The organism is uncultured Eudoraea sp. (genome assembly GCF_947260015.1).
GTDB lineage: Bacteria > Bacteroidota > Bacteroidia > Flavobacteriales > Flavobacteriaceae > Eudoraea.
Map to the genome: position 1 here is coordinate 26,463 of NZ_CAMYOM010000018.1, position 17,537 is coordinate 43,999.

General features: G+C 36.9%; 21 protein-coding genes. 9 read left to right on the plus strand and 12 right to left on the minus strand.

Going from position 1 to position 17,537, the window contains the following annotated elements; translation table 11 throughout:
- Positions 1-144: 144 nt before the first annotated feature.
- Positions 145-456 (minus strand): T9SS type A sorting domain-containing protein, encoded by a 312-nt coding sequence (locus Q0X66_RS09275; RefSeq protein ID WP_297705610.1) that lies wholly within the window; start codon positions 454-456, stop codon positions 145-147.
- 255 nt (positions 457-711) lie between these two features.
- Here Q0X66_RS09275 and Q0X66_RS09280 point away from each other — a divergent pair, with 255 nt between their 5' ends.
- From Q0X66_RS09280 to Q0X66_RS09310, 7 genes are all read left to right on the plus strand, one after another.
- Positions 712-1,398, plus strand: a complete 687-nt coding sequence (locus Q0X66_RS09280) for a response regulator transcription factor (RefSeq protein ID WP_297705612.1) — start codon at positions 712-714, stop codon at positions 1,396-1,398.
- On the plus strand, positions 1,398-2,459 hold the full coding sequence (locus tag Q0X66_RS09285; protein ID WP_297705614.1) for an ATP-binding protein: 1,062 nt from the start codon (positions 1,398-1,400) through the stop codon (positions 2,457-2,459). Before Q0X66_RS09280 ends, Q0X66_RS09285 begins: the two co-directional genes overlap by 1 nt.
- Before the next feature lie 56 nt (positions 2,460-2,515).
- Positions 2,516-3,187, plus strand: a complete 672-nt coding sequence (gene trmB, locus Q0X66_RS09290) for a tRNA (guanosine(46)-N7)-methyltransferase TrmB (protein ID WP_297705616.1) — start codon at positions 2,516-2,518, stop codon at positions 3,185-3,187.
- Between the two features lie 3 nt (positions 3,188-3,190).
- The gene (locus Q0X66_RS09295; protein WP_297705618.1) at positions 3,191-3,820 is read left to right on the plus strand and encodes a LysE family transporter; all 630 of its coding nucleotides are present in this window, start codon (positions 3,191-3,193) and stop codon (positions 3,818-3,820) included.
- A gap of 1 nt (position 3,821) precedes the next feature.
- Positions 3,822-4,169: an MGMT family protein gene (locus Q0X66_RS09300; protein WP_297705620.1), complete on the plus strand. Its 348-nt coding sequence runs from the start codon at positions 3,822-3,824 to the stop codon at positions 4,167-4,169.
- A 157-nt stretch (positions 4,170-4,326) separates the two neighbouring features.
- Positions 4,327-5,466, plus strand: coding sequence for an Mrp/NBP35 family ATP-binding protein (locus tag Q0X66_RS09305; protein ID WP_297705621.1), 1,140 nt, complete (start codon positions 4,327-4,329; stop codon positions 5,464-5,466).
- Positions 5,467-5,468: 2 nt separating this feature from the next.
- Positions 5,469-5,708, plus strand: coding sequence for a NifU family protein (locus Q0X66_RS09310; RefSeq protein WP_297705623.1), 240 nt, complete (start codon positions 5,469-5,471; stop codon positions 5,706-5,708).
- Between the two features lie 59 nt (positions 5,709-5,767).
- On the opposite strand, the gene Q0X66_RS09315 is transcribed toward Q0X66_RS09310, so the two are convergent.
- Complete coding sequence (locus tag Q0X66_RS09315) at positions 5,768-7,504, minus strand: ABC transporter ATP-binding protein (RefSeq protein ID WP_297705625.1); 1,737 nt, start codon at positions 7,502-7,504, stop codon at positions 5,768-5,770.
- Positions 7,505-7,655: 151 nt separating this feature from the next.
- On the opposite strand from Q0X66_RS09315, the gene Q0X66_RS09320 reads away from it, so the two are divergent.
- Together Q0X66_RS09320 and Q0X66_RS09325 are read left to right on the plus strand one after the other, a co-directional pair.
- Complete coding sequence (locus Q0X66_RS09320) at positions 7,656-7,865, plus strand: alkylphosphonate utilization protein (RefSeq protein WP_297705627.1); 210 nt, start codon at positions 7,656-7,658, stop codon at positions 7,863-7,865.
- Positions 7,866-7,975: 110 nt separating this feature from the next.
- Complete coding sequence (locus tag Q0X66_RS09325; protein ID WP_297705629.1) at positions 7,976-8,146, plus strand: hypothetical protein; 171 nt, start codon at positions 7,976-7,978, stop codon at positions 8,144-8,146.
- Between the two features lie 11 nt (positions 8,147-8,157).
- On the opposite strand, the gene Q0X66_RS09330 is transcribed toward Q0X66_RS09325, so the two are convergent.
- The 10 genes from Q0X66_RS09330 to Q0X66_RS09375 all read right to left on the minus strand — a co-directional run bounded on the left by Q0X66_RS09330 (position 8,158) and on the right by Q0X66_RS09375 (position 17,537).
- A complete protein-coding gene (locus Q0X66_RS09330; protein WP_297705631.1) occupies positions 8,158-8,805 on the minus strand; it encodes a hypothetical protein in 648 nt (215 codons plus the stop codon).
- A gap of 121 nt (positions 8,806-8,926) precedes the next feature.
- Positions 8,927-9,259 (minus strand): hypothetical protein, encoded by a 333-nt coding sequence (locus Q0X66_RS09335; RefSeq protein ID WP_297705633.1) that lies wholly within the window; start codon positions 9,257-9,259, stop codon positions 8,927-8,929.
- A 5-nt stretch (positions 9,260-9,264) separates the two neighbouring features.
- Positions 9,265-10,692, minus strand: a complete 1,428-nt coding sequence (locus Q0X66_RS09340) for an NADH-quinone oxidoreductase subunit N (RefSeq protein ID WP_297705635.1) — start codon at positions 10,690-10,692, stop codon at positions 9,265-9,267.
- Between the two features lie 22 nt (positions 10,693-10,714).
- Complete coding sequence (locus Q0X66_RS09345) at positions 10,715-12,202, minus strand: NuoM family protein (RefSeq protein ID WP_297705637.1); 1,488 nt, start codon at positions 12,200-12,202, stop codon at positions 10,715-10,717.
- A gap of 9 nt (positions 12,203-12,211) precedes the next feature.
- On the minus strand, positions 12,212-14,131 hold the full coding sequence (gene nuoL / locus Q0X66_RS09350) for an NADH-quinone oxidoreductase subunit L (protein WP_297705639.1): 1,920 nt from the start codon (positions 14,129-14,131) through the stop codon (positions 12,212-12,214).
- 11 nt (positions 14,132-14,142) lie between these two features.
- Positions 14,143-14,460, minus strand: coding sequence for an NADH-quinone oxidoreductase subunit NuoK (gene nuoK, locus Q0X66_RS09355; protein WP_297705641.1), 318 nt, complete (start codon positions 14,458-14,460; stop codon positions 14,143-14,145).
- Complete coding sequence (locus Q0X66_RS09360) at positions 14,457-14,981, minus strand: NADH-quinone oxidoreductase subunit J (protein WP_297705643.1); 525 nt, start codon at positions 14,979-14,981, stop codon at positions 14,457-14,459. Before Q0X66_RS09360 ends, nuoK begins: the two co-directional genes overlap by 4 nt.
- Positions 14,982-14,983: 2 nt before the next feature.
- Positions 14,984-15,460 (minus strand): 4Fe-4S binding protein, encoded by a 477-nt coding sequence (locus Q0X66_RS09365; protein ID WP_297705645.1) that lies wholly within the window; start codon positions 15,458-15,460, stop codon positions 14,984-14,986.
- Positions 15,461-15,464: 4 nt separating this feature from the next.
- Positions 15,465-16,406, minus strand: coding sequence for a complex I subunit 1 family protein (locus Q0X66_RS09370; RefSeq protein ID WP_297705647.1), 942 nt, complete (start codon positions 16,404-16,406; stop codon positions 15,465-15,467).
- Between the two features lie 9 nt (positions 16,407-16,415).
- Positions 16,416-17,537 carry an NADH-quinone oxidoreductase subunit D gene (locus tag Q0X66_RS09375; RefSeq protein ID WP_297705649.1) on the minus strand — a complete coding sequence of 374 codons (1,122 nt, stop codon included), beginning with the start codon at positions 17,535-17,537 and terminating at the stop codon, positions 16,416-16,418.

Here is a 17,537-nt window from a genome sequence, read left to right on the forward strand (position 1 = left end):
TCTCCTGGTAAAAATTGTTGTGAAAGCTAACTTTTTGTAGGTAAACTTTTATAGCTGTAACATTCATCGATGAATTGTGCATTTAATCGATAAATAATAAATTTTATAAGGAGGATTAAGCGGCTATTTTTTTAGGAAGTAAATCTATTTAATTATTAACTTTCTAGTCGCTACCCTATCTTTTTCAAATACTCGAAGTACGTATACACCGGCAACTAAATTAGAGACATTTAACTCCTTTCTTAGAATTGTTGTCTCAAGTCTTTGGGTGCCAAAAATATCAAAGATGAGTATTCTTTTCGGGGCATTCAATGCAGTCTGGATATAAACTTTCCCATTGGAAACGGGATTTGGATATATCTTAAAACCCTCTATTTCGCCACCAACGTTTTGCACTTCCTGGCCGTAACTAAAAGAGATAAAAAGAAAGAATAAAACAAAGTAGATTTGCTTCATAAACATTATTCAATAAAGTAATTATCACAAATATAGAAATTTTAGTTCTCCATTATGCTCCATGAATTTGTTAAATCATTAATATTCGATAAAATGCATCAATAAGTGCGGTTAAATTGGAATAGCTCTTTTAAAAATTCTATTAGGTGAGTCTTTGGTGTTATTTTAATGTTATCATCATTAAATCAACGTTAAGTAATTAAAGCATATTAGTATTATCTTTACTTTTGGTCTGAATGATCAAAGAATAAACCCATGAAAAAGCAGGACATTAAAATTCTATTGGTGGACGATGAACCAGATATTTTGGAGATTCTCAAATATAATCTATCTTCTCAGGGATATCAGGTTTTTACTGCTAAGAATGGAATTGAGGGTGTAGAAAAAGCAAAGAAAAAAACTCCCCATTTGATTATTTTGGATGTCATGATGCCCGAAATGGATGGGATCGAAGCTTGTGATATTATTCGAAATACAAAAGGATTGGAAAATACCTTAATTACCTTTTTAACCGCCAGAGGAGAGGATTATTCTCAGGTAGCAGGTTTTGACGCAGGTGCAGATGATTACATTACTAAACCGATAAAACCAAAACTATTGGTAAGTAAGATAAAGGCTTTGTTAAGGCGATTGAATGAAGAAAAGAACGAGGATGAAGATATACTGAAGGTCGGAAATATTGAAATTAACCGCGAAGAATACAAAATAATCAACAACGGCAAAGAGATTATTCTTCCAAGGAAAGAATTCGAGCTTTTGGCCTTACTAGCCTCAAAACCAGACAAGGTATTTAAACGTGAAGTTATATTGGATAAAGTCTGGGGTCAGGAAGTAGTTGTGGGAGGCAGAACAATTGATGTACATATTAGAAAACTACGCGAAAAAATTGGTGACAATCATTTTAAAACGGTTAAAGGTGTAGGCTATAAGTTTGTATTGTGATGTCTACTAGGTTAAAAAAATCATATAAGTTTGCATTCCGTTCCTCACTCTTAATTACGATTATTCTTGCATTATCTTTAGGTCTTTTTCTGTTGTATAAAAAACAGTTAGAAGACACTTGGTTTGTATTACTGGTTTTTACAATAATGACTTTTGCAATAGCTTTTAGTATAATTCAGGTCCGTGTCCAGAAATATATCTACCGAAGGATTAAGAAGATTTATGACGATGTTTCTTTGTTGGAAGCGTCTTCTTTTACTGCCGATCCTGTTACTACAGATATGAAAACTCTGACAGAGGATATAGAAAAATTTGCTAAGAACAAAAAAATTGAAATAGATACATTAAAAATCCGTGAGGAATACCGGAAGGACTTTTTAGGTAATATTTCACACGAACTTAAGACTCCACTGTTTACGGTACAAGGCTATATTCTTACACTTCTCGATGGTGCCTTGGAGGATAAAGCGGTTAGGAAAAAATATTTACAGCGGGCCCAAAAAGGTGTAGAGCGGCTTATCTATATTATCAAAGACCTTGATCTGATTACTAAATTAGAAGTTGGAGACCTCAATTTAGAATTAAGTGATTTCGATATAATTGAACTTATAAACAATGTATTTGAACTGGTAGAGATGAAGGCAGGCAAAAAAAACATCTCGCTTACTTTTGACATGAATTATGAATCTCCCATCTATGTAAAGGCCGATAGGGATAAAATACAGCAGGTGTTGTCCAATTTGATAGTGAATTCTATAAAATATGGTCATCGTGATGGTACTACCGAAGTAAGTGTGGAAAACCTTATAAGGAATAAAGTGATTGTTAGAATCACTGATAACGGTGAAGGTATTCCAGTAGAACATATGCCCAGACTTTTTGAACGTTTTTACAGGGTTGATAAAAGTGGAAGCAGAAAAGAAGGTGGTTCTGGCTTGGGCTTGTCCATTGTAAAACACATAATTGAGGCACATGGAGAAAAAATATATGTTGAAAGTGTAGTAGATGTTGGATCTGAATTTTCATTTACCTTAGAAAAGACTAAACATAAAGCTGGCTAAACCTGCTCTCCAAAAGAATTCCTTAGTTTTGCTGAAACAACTCAATACCCTTTGCTTTGGGAAGTAAAAATAAACTCAAACGATTTGAACAAAACAAGACTTTTAGCCATGTTATTCAACCTGGCAGGGAAGAATTACTGGAGGGTAAATTTCCTTTAAAAGGAAAATGGAAGAGTTTTTTTAATAATGACAATCCGATAGTTTTGGAACTGGGTTGTGGTAAAGGAGAATATACCATTGGCCTGGCGAAGCTGGATAGATCGAGGAATTTTATAGGTATTGATATTAAGGGAGCCAGGTTGTGGAGAGGTGCAAAAACTGCTGTGGATGAGAATTTAAGTAATGTTGCCTTTTTGAGAACTCAGATAGAACTATTAGATTTAATCTTTGCCGAAAATGAAGTAGATGAAATCTGGATTACATTTCCAGACCCACAACTAAAGTATAAACGAACAAAACACAGGCTTACAAATAAGACCTTTTTGGATAAATACAAGTTTATACTTAAAGATAAAGGTGTAATCAACTTAAAAACGGATAGTGAATTTATGCATGGGTACACTATAGGGCTGTTACAAGGCCTGGATTGTGAAATTTTATATGCAAATCATGATATTTACAAGAACGAGGGGAGTCCAAAAGAAGTGATGGATATACAAACTTTCTATGAAAAGCAGTATCTTGAAAAGGGAAAACCAATAACATACATAAAGTTTACTGTCAATTAACCAATGACGCATTTAATCATACTTTTTTTCGTGACTTATTCAGCTGCTTTTATGGCAACTGTTCCTCCGGGTTTACTAAATATGAATGCGGCCCAAACAAGCGTTAAAAAGGGGAAACTGAACGGAATTATGTTTAGTCTGGGGGTTGCTACCATGATCATGATGCAGGCGTACATTGCGGTTATGATTTCAAAATTTCTATTCCGACATCCTGAAGTCATAGATTTACTTCTTAAAATCGCACTTGTTGTGTTTACTTTTTTTGCAGTATTTTTTTTTATTTCAGCTAAGCGCGAAAAAGCCAAAAAAATAAAAATCGTAAAGGTTAGTAAAAGGAATAGTTATTTTAAAGGAATGCTCCTCGCTACTCTTAATTTACTTACCATTCCTTACTATAGTGGGCTTAACGCCATGTGGAATGCATCTGGCTGGATTAAATTTGAAATTTGGGATATTCTAACGTTCATTATAGCAGCAGGTAGTGGAACTTTTACCGTACTGTATTTGTACACCGTATACTTTTATAAATTAGAAGCCAAAACTGATCGCTTTTCTAAAAATTCGAATTACATACTTAGCGCATTAATGATGGTTTTATTGGTAATTACAATTTTCAGGATATTTAATAAATAATATGAATCCGGAAAACAAAAATTTCTTTCAGAAAGTTTATGAGGTATCCAGGCAAATTCCTTTTGGAAGGGTTACTTCTTATGGAGCAATTGCCACGTATTTGGGAGCGGCCAGGAGTGCAAGGATGGTAGGCTGGGCTATGAATGGAGCAGGGTCAATTGAAGGTGTTCCCGCACATAGAGTTGTAAATAGAAAGGGTTTATTAACAGGGAAACATCACTTTGACGGTACTAACTTAATGCAACAATTGTTAGAAAATGAAGGCCTCGTAATAAAGGACAATCAAATTGTGAATTTTGACAAATACTTCTGGGATCCGGCAAAAGAATTGCCTACGGAGATCTATTAGTTTTGTTTCTGCTAAAATTTAGAATACTTCCTACGCCATATATGGTAAATTTATATTGATATTGTCCTTTTCAATACCACAACTTTAAAGTTTCACACCTATAACTTATCTTTGTTGTTTAGAATCATTTTACATAAAGATATAAAAGCCACAATTAATGAAGTTGGATAAGAAAGAAATACTAAAAGCCCTTGAAACTATTACTGTACCGGGTGAGGGGATGAATATGGTTGAAGGCGGCGCTGTTAATAATATTCAGGTTTTTGGTGATGAGGTTATTGTAGATATTACTATTAATAATCCAAGTCTCCAGGCAAGGAAGAAAACCGAAGTAGAAATTTTAAAAGCAATTCACCGGAAGGTTTATGAAAAGGCAAAAATCACAGTAAATATTAAGGTCGATGCTCCGGTTAAGCCTGAGGTTAATGAAATTAAAGGGAAACCAATACCCGGAATACAAAATATAATTGCCGTCGCTTCCGGGAAAGGTGGTGTGGGAAAATCTACAGTGACAGCCAATTTGGCCGTAACGCTGGCAAAGATGGGATTTAAAGTTGGTTTGCTGGATGCAGATATCTACGGTCCTTCTATGCCCATTATGTTTGATGTAGCAGGTGAAAAGCCCTTGGCAACTAATGTAAATGGAAATTCAAAAATGTTACCTATAGAAAACTATGGAGTAAAGCTTTTATCTATAGGTTTTTTCACTCAACCTGATCAGGCAGTAATCTGGAGAGGACCTATGGCGTCAAAAGCTTTAAATCAAATGATCTTTGACGCGCACTGGGAAGAATTAGATTTTATGCTGGTCGATTTACCACCGGGTACAGGTGATATACATTTAAGTATTATGCAATCTATGCCGATTACAGGCGCTGTAGTTGTAAGCACACCTCAGGAGGTAGCATTAGCCGATGCGCGTAAAGGGGTGGCAATGTTTCAACAGGAAGCCATCAATGTACCTGTTTTAGGAATTGTTGAAAATATGGCTTACTTTACTCCGGAGGAGCTCCCGGACAACAAATATTATATCTTTGGAAAAGCCGGGGCAAGAAATCTGGCCACTGATCTGAATGTTCCATTTTTAGGAGAAATACCTTTAGTTCAAAGTATTCGTGAGGCTGGAGATTTTGGAAGGCCTGCTGCTCTTCAAACAGCTACTCAGGTAGAAAAGGCCTTTGAAGAACTTACAAAGAATGTGGTTCAGGAAGTTGTTTCACGAAACAAAAGTTTACCACCTACCGAAGCAATTAAGATAACTACAATGGCGGGTTGCGCTGCTGTTAAAAAGAAATGATCATGACATCTGATGAACTCAAAAGTACTGTTGAAGAAGCGTTGGATGAAATTCGTCCTTTTTTACAAAGTGATGGGGGAGATATTTCATTAGTATCTATTGACAACGGTAATTTGGTTACAGTAAAACTGGAAGGAAATTGCGTAGGGTGCAGTGTTAACCAAATGACGCTGAAGAGCGGGGTGGAAATGACAATTAAAAAACATGCTCCACAGATAGAAAAGGTTATCAATATTGATTAGAATATGCTCCTTTTAGCATGTTACTAACATGATAGTTATATTCAGAACAGTCTGCACAACTAAATTCTTGCCTGGTAGGTAAATAAATTATAATATCTCCCTTCTTTTGCAATAAGTGATTCATGTGTACCTTGTTCAACAATTCTGCCGTTTTCAATTACTAAAATCTGATCAGCTTTTCTTATTGTACTCAATCGATGGGCAATTACAAAAGTTGTTCTTCCTTCTGTAAGGTGCGATAAACTTTTCTGAATCAAAGCTTCGCTTTCTGTGTCTAGATTTGATGTAGCTTCGTCTAAAATTAATATGCGGGGATCGGCTAAAACCGCTCTGGCAATAGCTATTCGCTGTCTTTGACCCCCTGAAAGCTTTATGCCTCGCTCGCCAATTAGTGTGCCTAAACCATCTTCAAAACGATCTGTAAATTCGTCAACATAGGCCGCTTTAACAGCTTCCTGTAATTGTTCTTCCGAAGCATTGGGTCTGGGAAATAAAATATTCTCACGTATGGTTCCTTCAAACAAAAAATCGTCCTGCAGCACCACGCCCAGGTGTTTGCGAAAACTGTTAAGGTTTACCTTTGACAGATCCTTGCCATCTACTGTTATTGTACCACTCTGCTGGGTTAAAAAACTTGCAGCAAGCCCGGCAATGGTACTCTTACCAGACCCTGAACTTCCTACAAGCGCTACAACGGTACCTGCGTTTACCGAAAAACTGATGTCATGTAATACTTCTTTTTCTTCTTCATATGCGAATGAAACGGAGTCAAATATCATATCTCCCTTAATTCCGTTCAATGCCAAAGTGCGGACCTCTTTGTTAGATTCAGGTTGCATGTTCATTAATTCCTCTGTTCTGTCAAGCCCGGCCAGTGCTTCAGTAAGTTGACTACCAATATTGCTCATTTGCACTATTGGGGCAATCATCAATCCCAACAGGAAGGTAAACGTTAAAAATTCACCGATTGTGAGTTCATCGATCATAATTTTATATCCTCCCATACCCATTATACCCGTGGTAGCAAGCCCCAGGAGAAAGGTAGAAGAGCTGGTCATAAAGGCTGTTGCGGTAAGACTTTTTTTTACATTTTCAAACAAGCGCAGTACACCTTCTTCAAAAACGCCATGTTCCTGGGCTTCGGCGTTAAAGCCTTTGATAACCCGAATTCCTCCTAGTGTTTCTGTAAGTCTGCCTGTAACTTCCGCATTAATTTTCCCCCGATTGCGGAATATTGGTCGAATTATTTTAAAGGCCTTTAGTGCTATAACGGCGAAAATAGCCAGGGGGACTAATGCGAACAAGGTCATGCTGGGGCTTATATTCAGAAGAAGAATCAATGAAACCACTGCAGTAATAGTTCCTCCTACCAACTGCACCAACCCAGTCCCAATTAGATTTCGTACGCCTTCCACATCAGTCATTATTCTGGATACTAGTTCACCTGATTTTGTATTATCAAAAAATCGAATTGGTAAAGACAAAATTTTCTTTTGTACCTGAGCCCGTAATTCAGAGATCATATATTGGGCCTGAACACTAAGTATTTTGGTTAACAGAAAGGAAGTTACGGCCTGTACTAAAATAGCAAATATGACTACCCCCAATAGAATTTTAAGGAATTCCATGTCTTTATTCGGAATAATGTCATCCATTAAATATTTAAGGGACAATGGTGCAACAAAACTGGCAGCCTTGCTCACTATTATCAATGCCAAACCTATAAAAACCAAATTCCTTCTGGGCCAAATGATGGTTTTGAAGGCTTTTAGGATACTTACTCTTTTATCAGACATTGGAGATTTAGCTATATTTTATTACGAAATGGTGCAATTTACAGTAAAATTGCCATCCATTAGCCAATTCGATAAGCCCTGGTCATATTTTAAGGAAGTATTAGCATATAAGTTTTAATACTTTTAATTTCACAAATACTTAAATTAAATTATGGAATCAAAAGATAGCAACGGAAATATTCTTGAAGATGGAGATAATGTACATGTTATCAAGGATTTGAAGATTAAGGGGATGTCTAAAACTCTAAAACGAGGTAACATCATAAAGAATATAAGGCTAACAAACGATCCACAAGCAGTGGAATGTAGAATAGGTAAAAGTCAAATTGTACTTAAAACCCAGTTTTTGAAAAAAGCTTAAATGTGCTTTTATTTTCTCTAAAATAATACAGAAAATGTCTTTGAAATTTCCTCTGATTAAATATGCTTTAATTCTATTCCTGGTACTTAACAATTCTTGTAAAACTATAAATGGGCATTTATGCCATTGAACTGCTAAGGAATAAAAGCGGTAATCCCAAATCACTACATTTTAATGATCAGGCAATTCCTTACGCAAAGGTAAAGTTTAAAGGAACGGCATATTACAAAGAAGATGTACTTAAAAGAGCAAGGATTTCATATAAGCCGGGGATAAGATAAGGACCAGAATTTTATTCCTTGACAACAATTAAAGACGCTTTAGAGCCTGTTGAAAGTAACCATTGATTAGAATGAATTAATGCCCCTTTATCATCATAAACATTTACCTGAGCTGTATTTGGCCCGGAAGAGCCCTGGTTTAAAGCTTCAAAGTCTAATCGGTTAAAGCCTTTTTCCAGGTCTATATTTATCCCTTTAAAACCTCCGGTAAGAAGGATATTGTGCTCAGCAACTTCACCATTTACATAGACTCTTACGCGATCACCATCAACATATTCATGATCGCGACAAACTATCCCCACAAAATTACCGCCAGTTTTAACATCACCCAAATACATATTGCCAAAGTGCTTTTTGGATTTGGTATTCTGACGTTCACCAACTTTAGTGTCCAATTTTAAATCAAAGCCTGCTTGTTTCAATTCCTTTTCAGGAAGCATTTTTACATTCCTCGAATTTTTGGTTTCTTTAATACTTGCATTGGGGTTATAATCCAGCAGTGATGGCATTTTCAGGGCTGTTCCACTATTGGGATTACTCTTTAAATCCAAATTATTATCAGCCTCTATTTTTAAAGGCTGGGTTTTTGGAAAATCAGATTGAGCCTTCACGCAAATAACTGATAAAAGAAATAATGTTAGTAAATATTGGTGTTTCATAACCCTAGTTCTACAGGGTAAATTTAGCAAATACCTTGCCATAGGGGCTTAATTTGCTGTTAAAATCGATGAAATGAAGATTTTGGTACGGCGGGAATCATCAATTAAACTGCTAGATATGCTAATTATCTTTAGGGGTTTTCCAATATTGTGGTGGCGTAATTTCTGTGCGTTGATTCCAATAATCGGGTGAAACTTTGTGTCCGTCAAATGTCTTGAGTTTACGTTGATATATCCAAATAGTAGGATTGAATACCATATCGGTTACTCCTATCGTATACAATTGTGGAACTTCTTCCGAAATGCGTTTTTCCTCCTGAATAAGGACCTCAAACCCGTTATGTTCCAATAGTTTTTTTAAAAATTCTACTCGATCTGCAGTTACTTTCTTTTCAACAAAAGTTACCCTCGTTTCATCAATACTACCGAATAAATGTTTACCTCCTAAACTCATAACCATTAATTAAAAGCACTACTTAGTTCATAAATATAATCGTATAAAGGACTGTATATTCCAAGTAACAAAATACCAAGGACAGTAATTACCAGCCCAATTCTCATATAAATTTTATTTCTGAAAAAGGGAATTGGATTATCACCTTTACGTAAAAACATTGCCCTTACCACCAACAAATAGTAATACAAGGAAATAGTTACATTCACTACAGCTAAAAATACAAGAAAGTAGAACCCTTTACTAGCTGCTGCTGTAAATAGGAAGAATTTCCCAAAAAACCCAGCTACCGGAGGGATACCAGCCAATGAAAAAAGTGCAAGCATGAGTACCAAGCTCAGATTTGGATTAGTTCTGTATAATCCTTCGTAATCTTTTATGTTCTCTTTATTCGTTTGCAAAGAAATGGCCTGTACCACGCCAAATGCTGCTAAATTTGAGAAAATATAAACAAGTACAAAGTAAACCACTGTGGCTGTGCCCAATTGAGATCCACCTATTAATCCAAGTAAAATAAACCCGGCCTGGGCTATAGATGAAAATGCCAAGAAGCGCTTCATATTTTCTTGCCGCAAGGCAAATAAATTTCCAATGAACATTGTGGCGATGGCAATTACATAAATTATGTTTTCCCAAAAATGAACCAATGACTGCAAAACTGTAAATAATAATATCATTAAAATGAAAACGGCCGCACCTTTTGATATTACAGATAAATAAGAGGCAACACTAATAGGGGCTCCTTCATAAACATCGGCAGTCCAAAAATGAAATGGTACGAGAGAAATCTTGAAGCTAATTCCAGCAAACAACAATACAACACCCAGAAGGGTTAGGTCTGCTGAAGTGAGCATCTGTGCAACTTCACTGAAATAGATAGAGCCTGTGGTAGCGTAGAGCATTGAAATACCGAATAACGTAATGCCGGAAGCAAAAGCGGACGAAAGTATTAGTTTAATCCCTGATTCACTTGAAATCCTTTTCGTTGTTTCATAAGCGGCAAGAGCAGCTATAGGAAGTGTGGATAGCTCAAGCCCAAGATAGAACATTAAAAAATCACCTGCAGATATCATAAAATAAATTCCCAGCAACGAGGAGAACAATAAGATAAAGAATTCAGAACCCTTATTTTGATTCATTATTTTTTCCTTTATCCAGTCTGCAGACTGCAGCAACAGGATAAGGACTCCGATGTTCAATACGTTTTTGAAAAAATGAATCAGGTGGTTGGTGCGAAACATTCCTCCAAATAAATTACTTTCCTCAATCTCAAAAAATCCGACAATTGTGTGTATACCAAACAAAAATATGGCAAGGTGCACAATGCTTGTTTTTCTGTTTTGAGGGATAAAAATCTCGGCTATAACCAGGACCAGAATAATTGCCAGCAAAGCAATTTCTTGTCTCATTAATAAAAGGCTGCTAAAATTCATTATTGGTTATTTAATTTACAGGTTATAAAACTCCTTTTAAAAACGGATCCAGACTTTTCAGGATCATTTCGCTTAACCATAGTGGCGCAACGCCAATGGCTATTATTGGTAAAAGGAGTAATAAAATACCTAGTTTTTCATACCATCGTACTCTTTCAAGATTTAAGTATGCTTCATTTTTTACAGGGCCCATTAACATGATGCCCACGACACGTAATATATATACGGCGGTCACTACAATAGCAGAGACAGCTACCACAGTAGCAATTCTATAAAAGATATCGTCCTTTTCAAAGGCACCAACGAAGATGTTCATTTCAGCGACAAAACCACTAAAGCCAGGCAATCCCAATGAGGCTAAACCGGCAACAACATAAACCGCCGATATAAAAGGAATTACCTTTAATAGTCCTCCTAATTTGGTAACATCACGAGTATGCGTTCTTCCGTAAATCATCCCTATTAAGGCAAAGAAAAGTGCTGTCATAAAACCATGTGAGAGTGATTGCAGAATGGCACCATTCCAGGCAGTTTTATTCAACATAAGCAATGCAAATAGTACCAGTCCTAAATGGCTCACGGAGGAATACGCATTAATGTACTTTAAATCTGTCTGTTTAATAGCTGCAAATGCTCCATAAATGACACCAAAGGCAGACAAAATAATAAAGAACCATGACCAGTGTAATGCTCCCTCCGGCAACAAGAAGATAGCCACTCTAAATACACCATATCCGCCAAGTTTCATAAGGACACCCGCGTGTAACATAGAGACCGCAGTAGGCGCCGATGCATGACCGTCCGGAGACCAGGTATGGAACGGAAATAAGGCTCCAATTACCGCAAATCCGATAAAAGTAATCGGGAAGAATAATCTTTGTGCTTCTACAGGAATGTTCACTTTAGCTATTTCCAGGATATTAAAGGTTAATGCACCTCCATCTGCATTTGAGTTAAAGTAAATACCCAATATCCCAACCAGAAGTACAGCAGACGCACCCATTAGCATGAGCGTTAGTTTCATTGCAGAAAATTCCCTTGGGCCGGTACCCCATATGCCTATTAGTAAATACATAGGGATAACCGCGATCTCAAAGAATACAAACATTGTAAAGAGGTCAATGGAAATAAAGAAGCCATAAACACCAATGGAAAGCACGAGTAGTGATATAAAAAACTCCTTGGGTAAGTCTTCCATTTTCCAGGAAATAAAGACTCCGGCCAATACTACAATCGCTGTCAATAACAAAAGCGCCACCGAAATCCCATCGACCCCAATATTATAATGAATATTGAAGTTCTTGAACCAAATCACATCTTTTGTAAAAACCATAATGGCTTCATTTATCTCCCTCTCTTTGATATAAGAAAACAATAAGTTAATAGCCATTCCGAGTTGAACCAGACTTCCTGCCAAAGCAACTATTCTGGCCTGTTTTAGATTTTTTGTAAAAATCAAAACCAAAACAGTCAATGCGGGCATTACAATGAAAAGGGATAAAATATCCATATTATTAATTTATTTGGTCCATATATAAATGAATATTATAGCAATTACGACAGCTCCTGCAATAAATGCGAAAGCATAATCCTGGACCTTACCAGACTGCAGACCTTTAATATTCTCAGATGTATTAACAGTTTGATTTCCAATTCCGACCATTGTCCCGTCCACATATTTTTTGTCAAATCTTGCCGCGGACCTTGCAATAATATTGAACAGTATTTTTTTGGTGACAAACAGATAGAGTTCATCAAAATAGAACTTATGAAAAGCCCATGTAAAGAGTACTCCTAAACGATTTGCAAATTTATCTGCCAGTTCATTTTCTTTTTTATAAAATAGCCAGGAAAGACCAATTCCAATGAGTCCCGCAAACACTGCAATGGCAGCTAACGGATAATTCATATGAGTTTCAAATCCAGCCTGATCTGCACTTATAAACTCACTAAATGGAATAAACCCACCAACTATACTTAAAAAGGCTAATATTAAAAGGGGAGTAGTCATAGACCATGGAGATTCGTGTGGTTTATTTTTATAAGCACCTTCTTTTCCCCAAAATATTCCAAAATAGATTCTAAATATGTAAAATGCTGTAAGACCGGCAACGAATAATCCAATTATATATAAGAACTTATTGTGTTCAAAAGCTGCTACGAGAATTTCATCTTTACTCCAAAACCCGGCTAAAGGAGGTACCCCGGCAATGGCCAGGGCCGCTATTAAAAATGTAATATTTGTAACTGGCATGTATTTTCGCAATCCCCCCATGTCCTTAAGGAAATTACTATGGATAGCATGAATCACAGAACCAGCACACAAAAACAGCAATGCTTTGAACATGGCATGGGTAAACAAGTGGAACATAGATGCCATGTAGCCCAAACCTTCATGGCCTTCGTATCCCGAAACTCCCAGAGCCAGCATCATATAGCCCAATTGTGACATGGTTGAAAATGCCAGGACCCGTTTGATATCTGTTTGCGTGATTGCAATTACAGCGGCAAAAAGAGCAGTAAAAGCTCCCACAAAGGCCACAATATTTAATGCAAAGCCATCTTCAATAAAATAGTACATAGGGAATAAACGAGCTACCAGATAAACACCTGCAACGACCATAGTTGCTGCGTGGATTAATGCCGAAACCGGGGTTGGTCCTTCCATAGCATCCGGTAACCAGATATGTAATGGAAACATGGCCGATTTTCCGGCTCCTCCAATAAAGATCAAAATCAGCGCCCAGGTAAGTGCAGATAGTCCCATGAACGAAGTGGATGCCCAGTTTAAAATACTGGCTCCTTCAGGATTGTTCAAAGTTTCAAAATCAAATGTTCCTGTATAGTAGCCAATAATCAAGATTCCAATGAGAAAGCCCAGATCTGCAAAACGAGTAACAATAAAGGCTTTTTTAGCTGCGGCAACGGCTGATTCCTTGGTATAATAATAACCTATTAATAAATATGAGGATACGCCAACCAATTCCCAGAAGATATAGATTTGAAATAGATTGGTTGCTAAAACCAAGCCATACATGGAAAATGTGAACAAGGATAGAAAGGCAAAGTATTTGGTGTAACCCGGATCGCCCTTCATATATCCTCTGCTATAAATATGAACCATTAAGGATATTACAGAAACTACAATCAGCATCATTACAGAAATGGGATCTACCAGAATTCCCATATCAATATGAAGGCTATCTGTAAAGTTCATCCAAACTGTTTTTTCTACAATAGTTTGAAAGACCCCGTCTGTTTTTCCGATTATAAAAAAGTAATTATAGGCTGAATAAAAAGCCAGGGAGGTAGAGATAAGTAAACCTAAAACTCCTACATATCCGGAAACCGCTGGTTTAATTTTGTTATAAAAAAGCCCGAGGATCAAAAATACCGCCAGAGGTATTAGTGGAATTAAGATGATGTGATTCAGATTCATACTCGGTCGTATTAGTATTTCATAGTTTCAATGTCCTTGACTTCCACTGAGCTAATTTGCCTGTACAGATTAATGATAATAGAGACGGCAAGAGCTGTTTCCGCGGCTGCTACGGCGATAATAAAAATTGAAAAATAAACGCCCTGAAGGACTTCAGGAAACAAATATTTATTGATGATCACGAAGTTTACTACTGAGGCATTCAGAATTAATTCAACGGAAATTAAAATGGAGATCAGATTGGTTCTTGTGATAAAGCCATATACTCCTATAAAAAATAGGATTGAAGTTACCGTAAGAATTTCATATATGCTTATTCCTGTTATCATTGTGGTTGATTATCTTTCTCGGTTAATTTTTTCCCTTTGGCAATTACTATGGCTCCTATCATTGCTGCCAATAAGAGCACACTAATTAACTCGAACGGCAATATAAATCCGCCGGCCTCATAGCTTAGTAGTCCGGTGCCAATATCGGCAGTGGTGGTGGTTAAAGCCATATTGATCACATTAAAATCATAGGAGTAAATAGCTGTTAAAAAAACGCCCAACCCAATTAAACACGCAATAGCTGTAACTATTTTTTTTGTTGCTTTGGCCATTTCCAATTCCATTTCAATATGATGTACGAGTAATACTGAAAATATAATGAGTACAACAATTCCACCTGCATAGACTGTGAGTTGAATTGCAGCAAGAAAGTTATAATCTATTAAAAAGAAAATCCCCGCGATACTTACGAGAACAAAAGATAGGTAAATCACAGAACGAAGCATTTTTCTACTCGTTACTGAAGCTATGCCAAATGCGATGATTACTGCGCCCAGGCAATAAAAAATAATTCTCTCCATACTTAATCTTCTACACCGGCTTGTAATTCGGATCCCGGTTCGTTTAAAACTCTTGTAAGTGCAGTTCGGTCATATACGGAATTTTCAAAATTCTGACCCCATTTAATTGCATCTGTAGGGCAGACATCTATACAGAGTCCGCACATGGTACACATACTTAAATGATATACAAACTGATCTATTTTTTTCTTCTTTTTACCAGTATTTTCATTAATACCTCTGTCCCATATGATTTCAATGGTTCCATTTGGACAGGCTATTTCACATTTTTGACAGCCTGTACATCGATGTTCATTATCTTCATTATGGGGCATAATCACCTCACCGCGAAAACGATCAAACATCTTAAGAGTTTCTCTGTTATCGGGATATTGTTGAGTAATGGCACCTTTTCTGGATGTCAAAAAATATTTCCCGGTAACACTCATACCAGTGAGCAAGGTTTTTATGCCTCTGTAGATATCTGAAAAGTAACTCATAATCTTAAAAACTTATAGTTAAATTGAGCCATACCAATAAGGCCATTATTACGATATTTGCCAGGTTTAAGGGCAATAGATACTTCCATTCCAATGTAAGAAGTTGATCTATTCTTAACCTGGGGAACGTCCACCGAAACCACATCATTAGGAAAACCAGGATAAGAGCTTTAAGTAAAAACCAAAATACTCCCAACATAGGAATAGATTCTGTTATACCAAAAGGTGACAACCAGGCACCAAAAAATACAGTAGTAGCAATGGCAGCAATAATAAACATATTAATGAATTCGGCTAAAAAGAAATATGCAAACTTCATTCCTGAGTATTCCGTATGAAATCCGGCCCCCAATTCTGATTCGGCTTCAACCATATCAAAAGGCGCCCTGTTGGTTTCAGCAGTACCAGCAATCATGTATATCATAAAGGCTATAATTGCAGGGATATGCCCCTGGACAATTAACCAACCCGACTTTTGAACTTCTACAATCTCCGAAAGCTGAAGGCTTCCAGTTAATAAAACCATGGTTAGGAGTGACAGCCCAATTGAGAGTTCATAGCTAATAGTTTGTACTCCACTTCTCATTGCACCGATCATAGCAAATTTGTTGTTGGAACTCCATCCACCTAATAAAATACCAATAACTCCTATGGATGAAACAGCTATTAAAAAAAAGAGTCCAATATTAATGTCGAATGCCTGAAACTCCTTGGTAAAAGGAAATACACTCAAGGCCATTAACGAAGAAATTATCACAAAGTACGGCGCTAAATTATAGAGGAATTTATCTGCCCTGGTAGTACCGGTTAACTCCTTGGAAAGAAGCTTTATGGCATCATAAACAAGCGCGATCAATACCATCTCAGCAATACTGGCTGCCGCTTCGGGCATAATGCTAAAGAGCCAATCGTGAATATTTTTTGTGATACTTAAAGCACTATTCATATTATTCTTTTATCTGTCTATATCCGGTATAACAAGATCTAGTGTTGCCATAGTCGCTACCAGGTCTCCTATTTTACCACCAACCGCAATATGGTTGAGTAATGAAAGATTTGAAAATCCGGGGGATCTGAATTTTAAGCGATACGGACTTTTAGTTCCGGTACTTATTATATAAACACCTAATTCACCTCTTGCTGTTTCCACTTTTTGGTAATATTCTCCCTTTGGTAATTTTATTACCGCATTTGTTGTTACCCTGTGCTCTCCTTCCGGGATGTTGTCTATTAATTGCTCCACAATTGACATAGATTCCCACATTTCCTGAATCCTTACCAGATAGCGTGCATATGTATCGCCCTCTGTTCTCAATGCTTCATTGAATGTAACCTTATCCAAAGCGCTGTATGGATGGTGTTTTCTTACATCACAGGAATACCCGGAAGCTCTGCCTACAGGCCCTGAGGCTCCGTAAGATATAGCGTCTTCCTTGCTTAGGACACCTACACCAATGGCTCTTTTTTGAAAAATGATATTATTTGTGAGCAGACGGTCGTATTCCGGAAGTTTGGTCTTGAAATGTGTAATAAATTCTTTAACCCTTTTTACAAAATTCGGATGAATATCGAACATTAATCCACCAGGGACATTATAATTCATAGTGAGGCGGGCACCACAGGTTTCTTCAAATATATCATTAAGGAGTTCGCGGTCCCTAAATCCATAAAAATAAGTGGTTAAAGCACCTACATCCATGCCCATAACTCCCCACCATAAACAATGTGAGGATATTCTTGTAAGTTCACCAATAATAGTTCTTATTACTTTAACCCTTTCCGGGATTTCCAGTTGTAAGGCATTTTCAACGGTAAGGCAAACAGCTTCATTGTTAATGTTAGCGGACAAGTAATCCATTCTATCCGTTAAGTGAACTATTTGCTGATAACTATCGCGTTCGCACATTTTTTCAATAGAACGATGAATATAACCCAGGTCCGGTTCAACTTTCTTTATAATCTCACCATCTATTGTAAGTAAAAGTCTGAGAACGCCATGCGTTGCGGGGTGTTGCGGCCCCATGTTTATGAAATATTCTTCAGATTTAAAGTTGCTATTTACGGTGACTGTCTCCAT

Coding starts and splice junctions, on each gene's coding strand:
- Q0X66_RS09275 (WP_297705610.1), bottom strand. CDS start 456: ATGAAGCAAATCTACTTTGTTTTATTCTTTCTTTTTATCTCTTTTAGT.
- Q0X66_RS09280 (WP_297705612.1), top strand. CDS start 712: ATGAAAAAGCAGGACATTAAAATTCTATTGGTGGACGATGAACCAGAT.
- Q0X66_RS09285 (WP_297705614.1), top strand. CDS start 1,398: ATGTCTACTAGGTTAAAAAAATCATATAAGTTTGCATTCCGTTCCTCA.
- Q0X66_RS09295 (WP_297705618.1), top strand. CDS start 3,191: ATGACGCATTTAATCATACTTTTTTTCGTGACTTATTCAGCTGCTTTT.
- Q0X66_RS09300 (WP_297705620.1), top strand. CDS start 3,822: ATGAATCCGGAAAACAAAAATTTCTTTCAGAAAGTTTATGAGGTATCC.
- Q0X66_RS09305 (WP_297705621.1), top strand. CDS start 4,327: ATGAAGTTGGATAAGAAAGAAATACTAAAAGCCCTTGAAACTATTACT.
- Q0X66_RS09310 (WP_297705623.1), top strand. CDS start 5,469: ATGACATCTGATGAACTCAAAAGTACTGTTGAAGAAGCGTTGGATGAA.
- Q0X66_RS09315 (WP_297705625.1), bottom strand. CDS start 7,504: ATGTCTGATAAAAGAGTAAGTATCCTAAAAGCCTTCAAAACCATCATT.
- Q0X66_RS09320 (WP_297705627.1), top strand. CDS start 7,656: ATGGAATCAAAAGATAGCAACGGAAATATTCTTGAAGATGGAGATAAT.
- Q0X66_RS09325 (WP_297705629.1), top strand. CDS start 7,976: ATGGGCATTTATGCCATTGAACTGCTAAGGAATAAAAGCGGTAATCCC.
- Q0X66_RS09330 (WP_297705631.1), bottom strand. CDS start 8,805: ATGAAACACCAATATTTACTAACATTATTTCTTTTATCAGTTATTTGC.
- Q0X66_RS09335 (WP_297705633.1), bottom strand. CDS start 9,259: ATGAGTTTAGGAGGTAAACATTTATTCGGTAGTATTGATGAAACGAGG.
- Q0X66_RS09340 (WP_297705635.1), bottom strand. CDS start 10,692: ATGAATTTTAGCAGCCTTTTATTAATGAGACAAGAAATTGCTTTGCTG.
- Q0X66_RS09345 (WP_297705637.1), bottom strand. CDS start 12,202: ATGGATATTTTATCCCTTTTCATTGTAATGCCCGCATTGACTGTTTTG.
- nuoL (WP_297705639.1), bottom strand. CDS start 14,131: ATGAATCTGAATCACATCATCTTAATTCCACTAATACCTCTGGCGGTA.
- nuoK (WP_297705641.1), bottom strand. CDS start 14,460: ATGATAACAGGAATAAGCATATATGAAATTCTTACGGTAACTTCAATC.
- Q0X66_RS09360 (WP_297705643.1), bottom strand. CDS start 14,981: ATGGAGAGAATTATTTTTTATTGCCTGGGCGCAGTAATCATCGCATTT.
- Q0X66_RS09365 (WP_297705645.1), bottom strand. CDS start 15,460: ATGAGTTACTTTTCAGATATCTACAGAGGCATAAAAACCTTGCTCACT.
- Q0X66_RS09370 (WP_297705647.1), bottom strand. CDS start 16,406: ATGAATAGTGCTTTAAGTATCACAAAAAATATTCACGATTGGCTCTTT.
- Q0X66_RS09375 (WP_297705649.1), bottom strand. CDS start 17,537: ATGGAGACAGTCACCGTAAATAGCAACTTTAAATCTGAAGAATATTTC.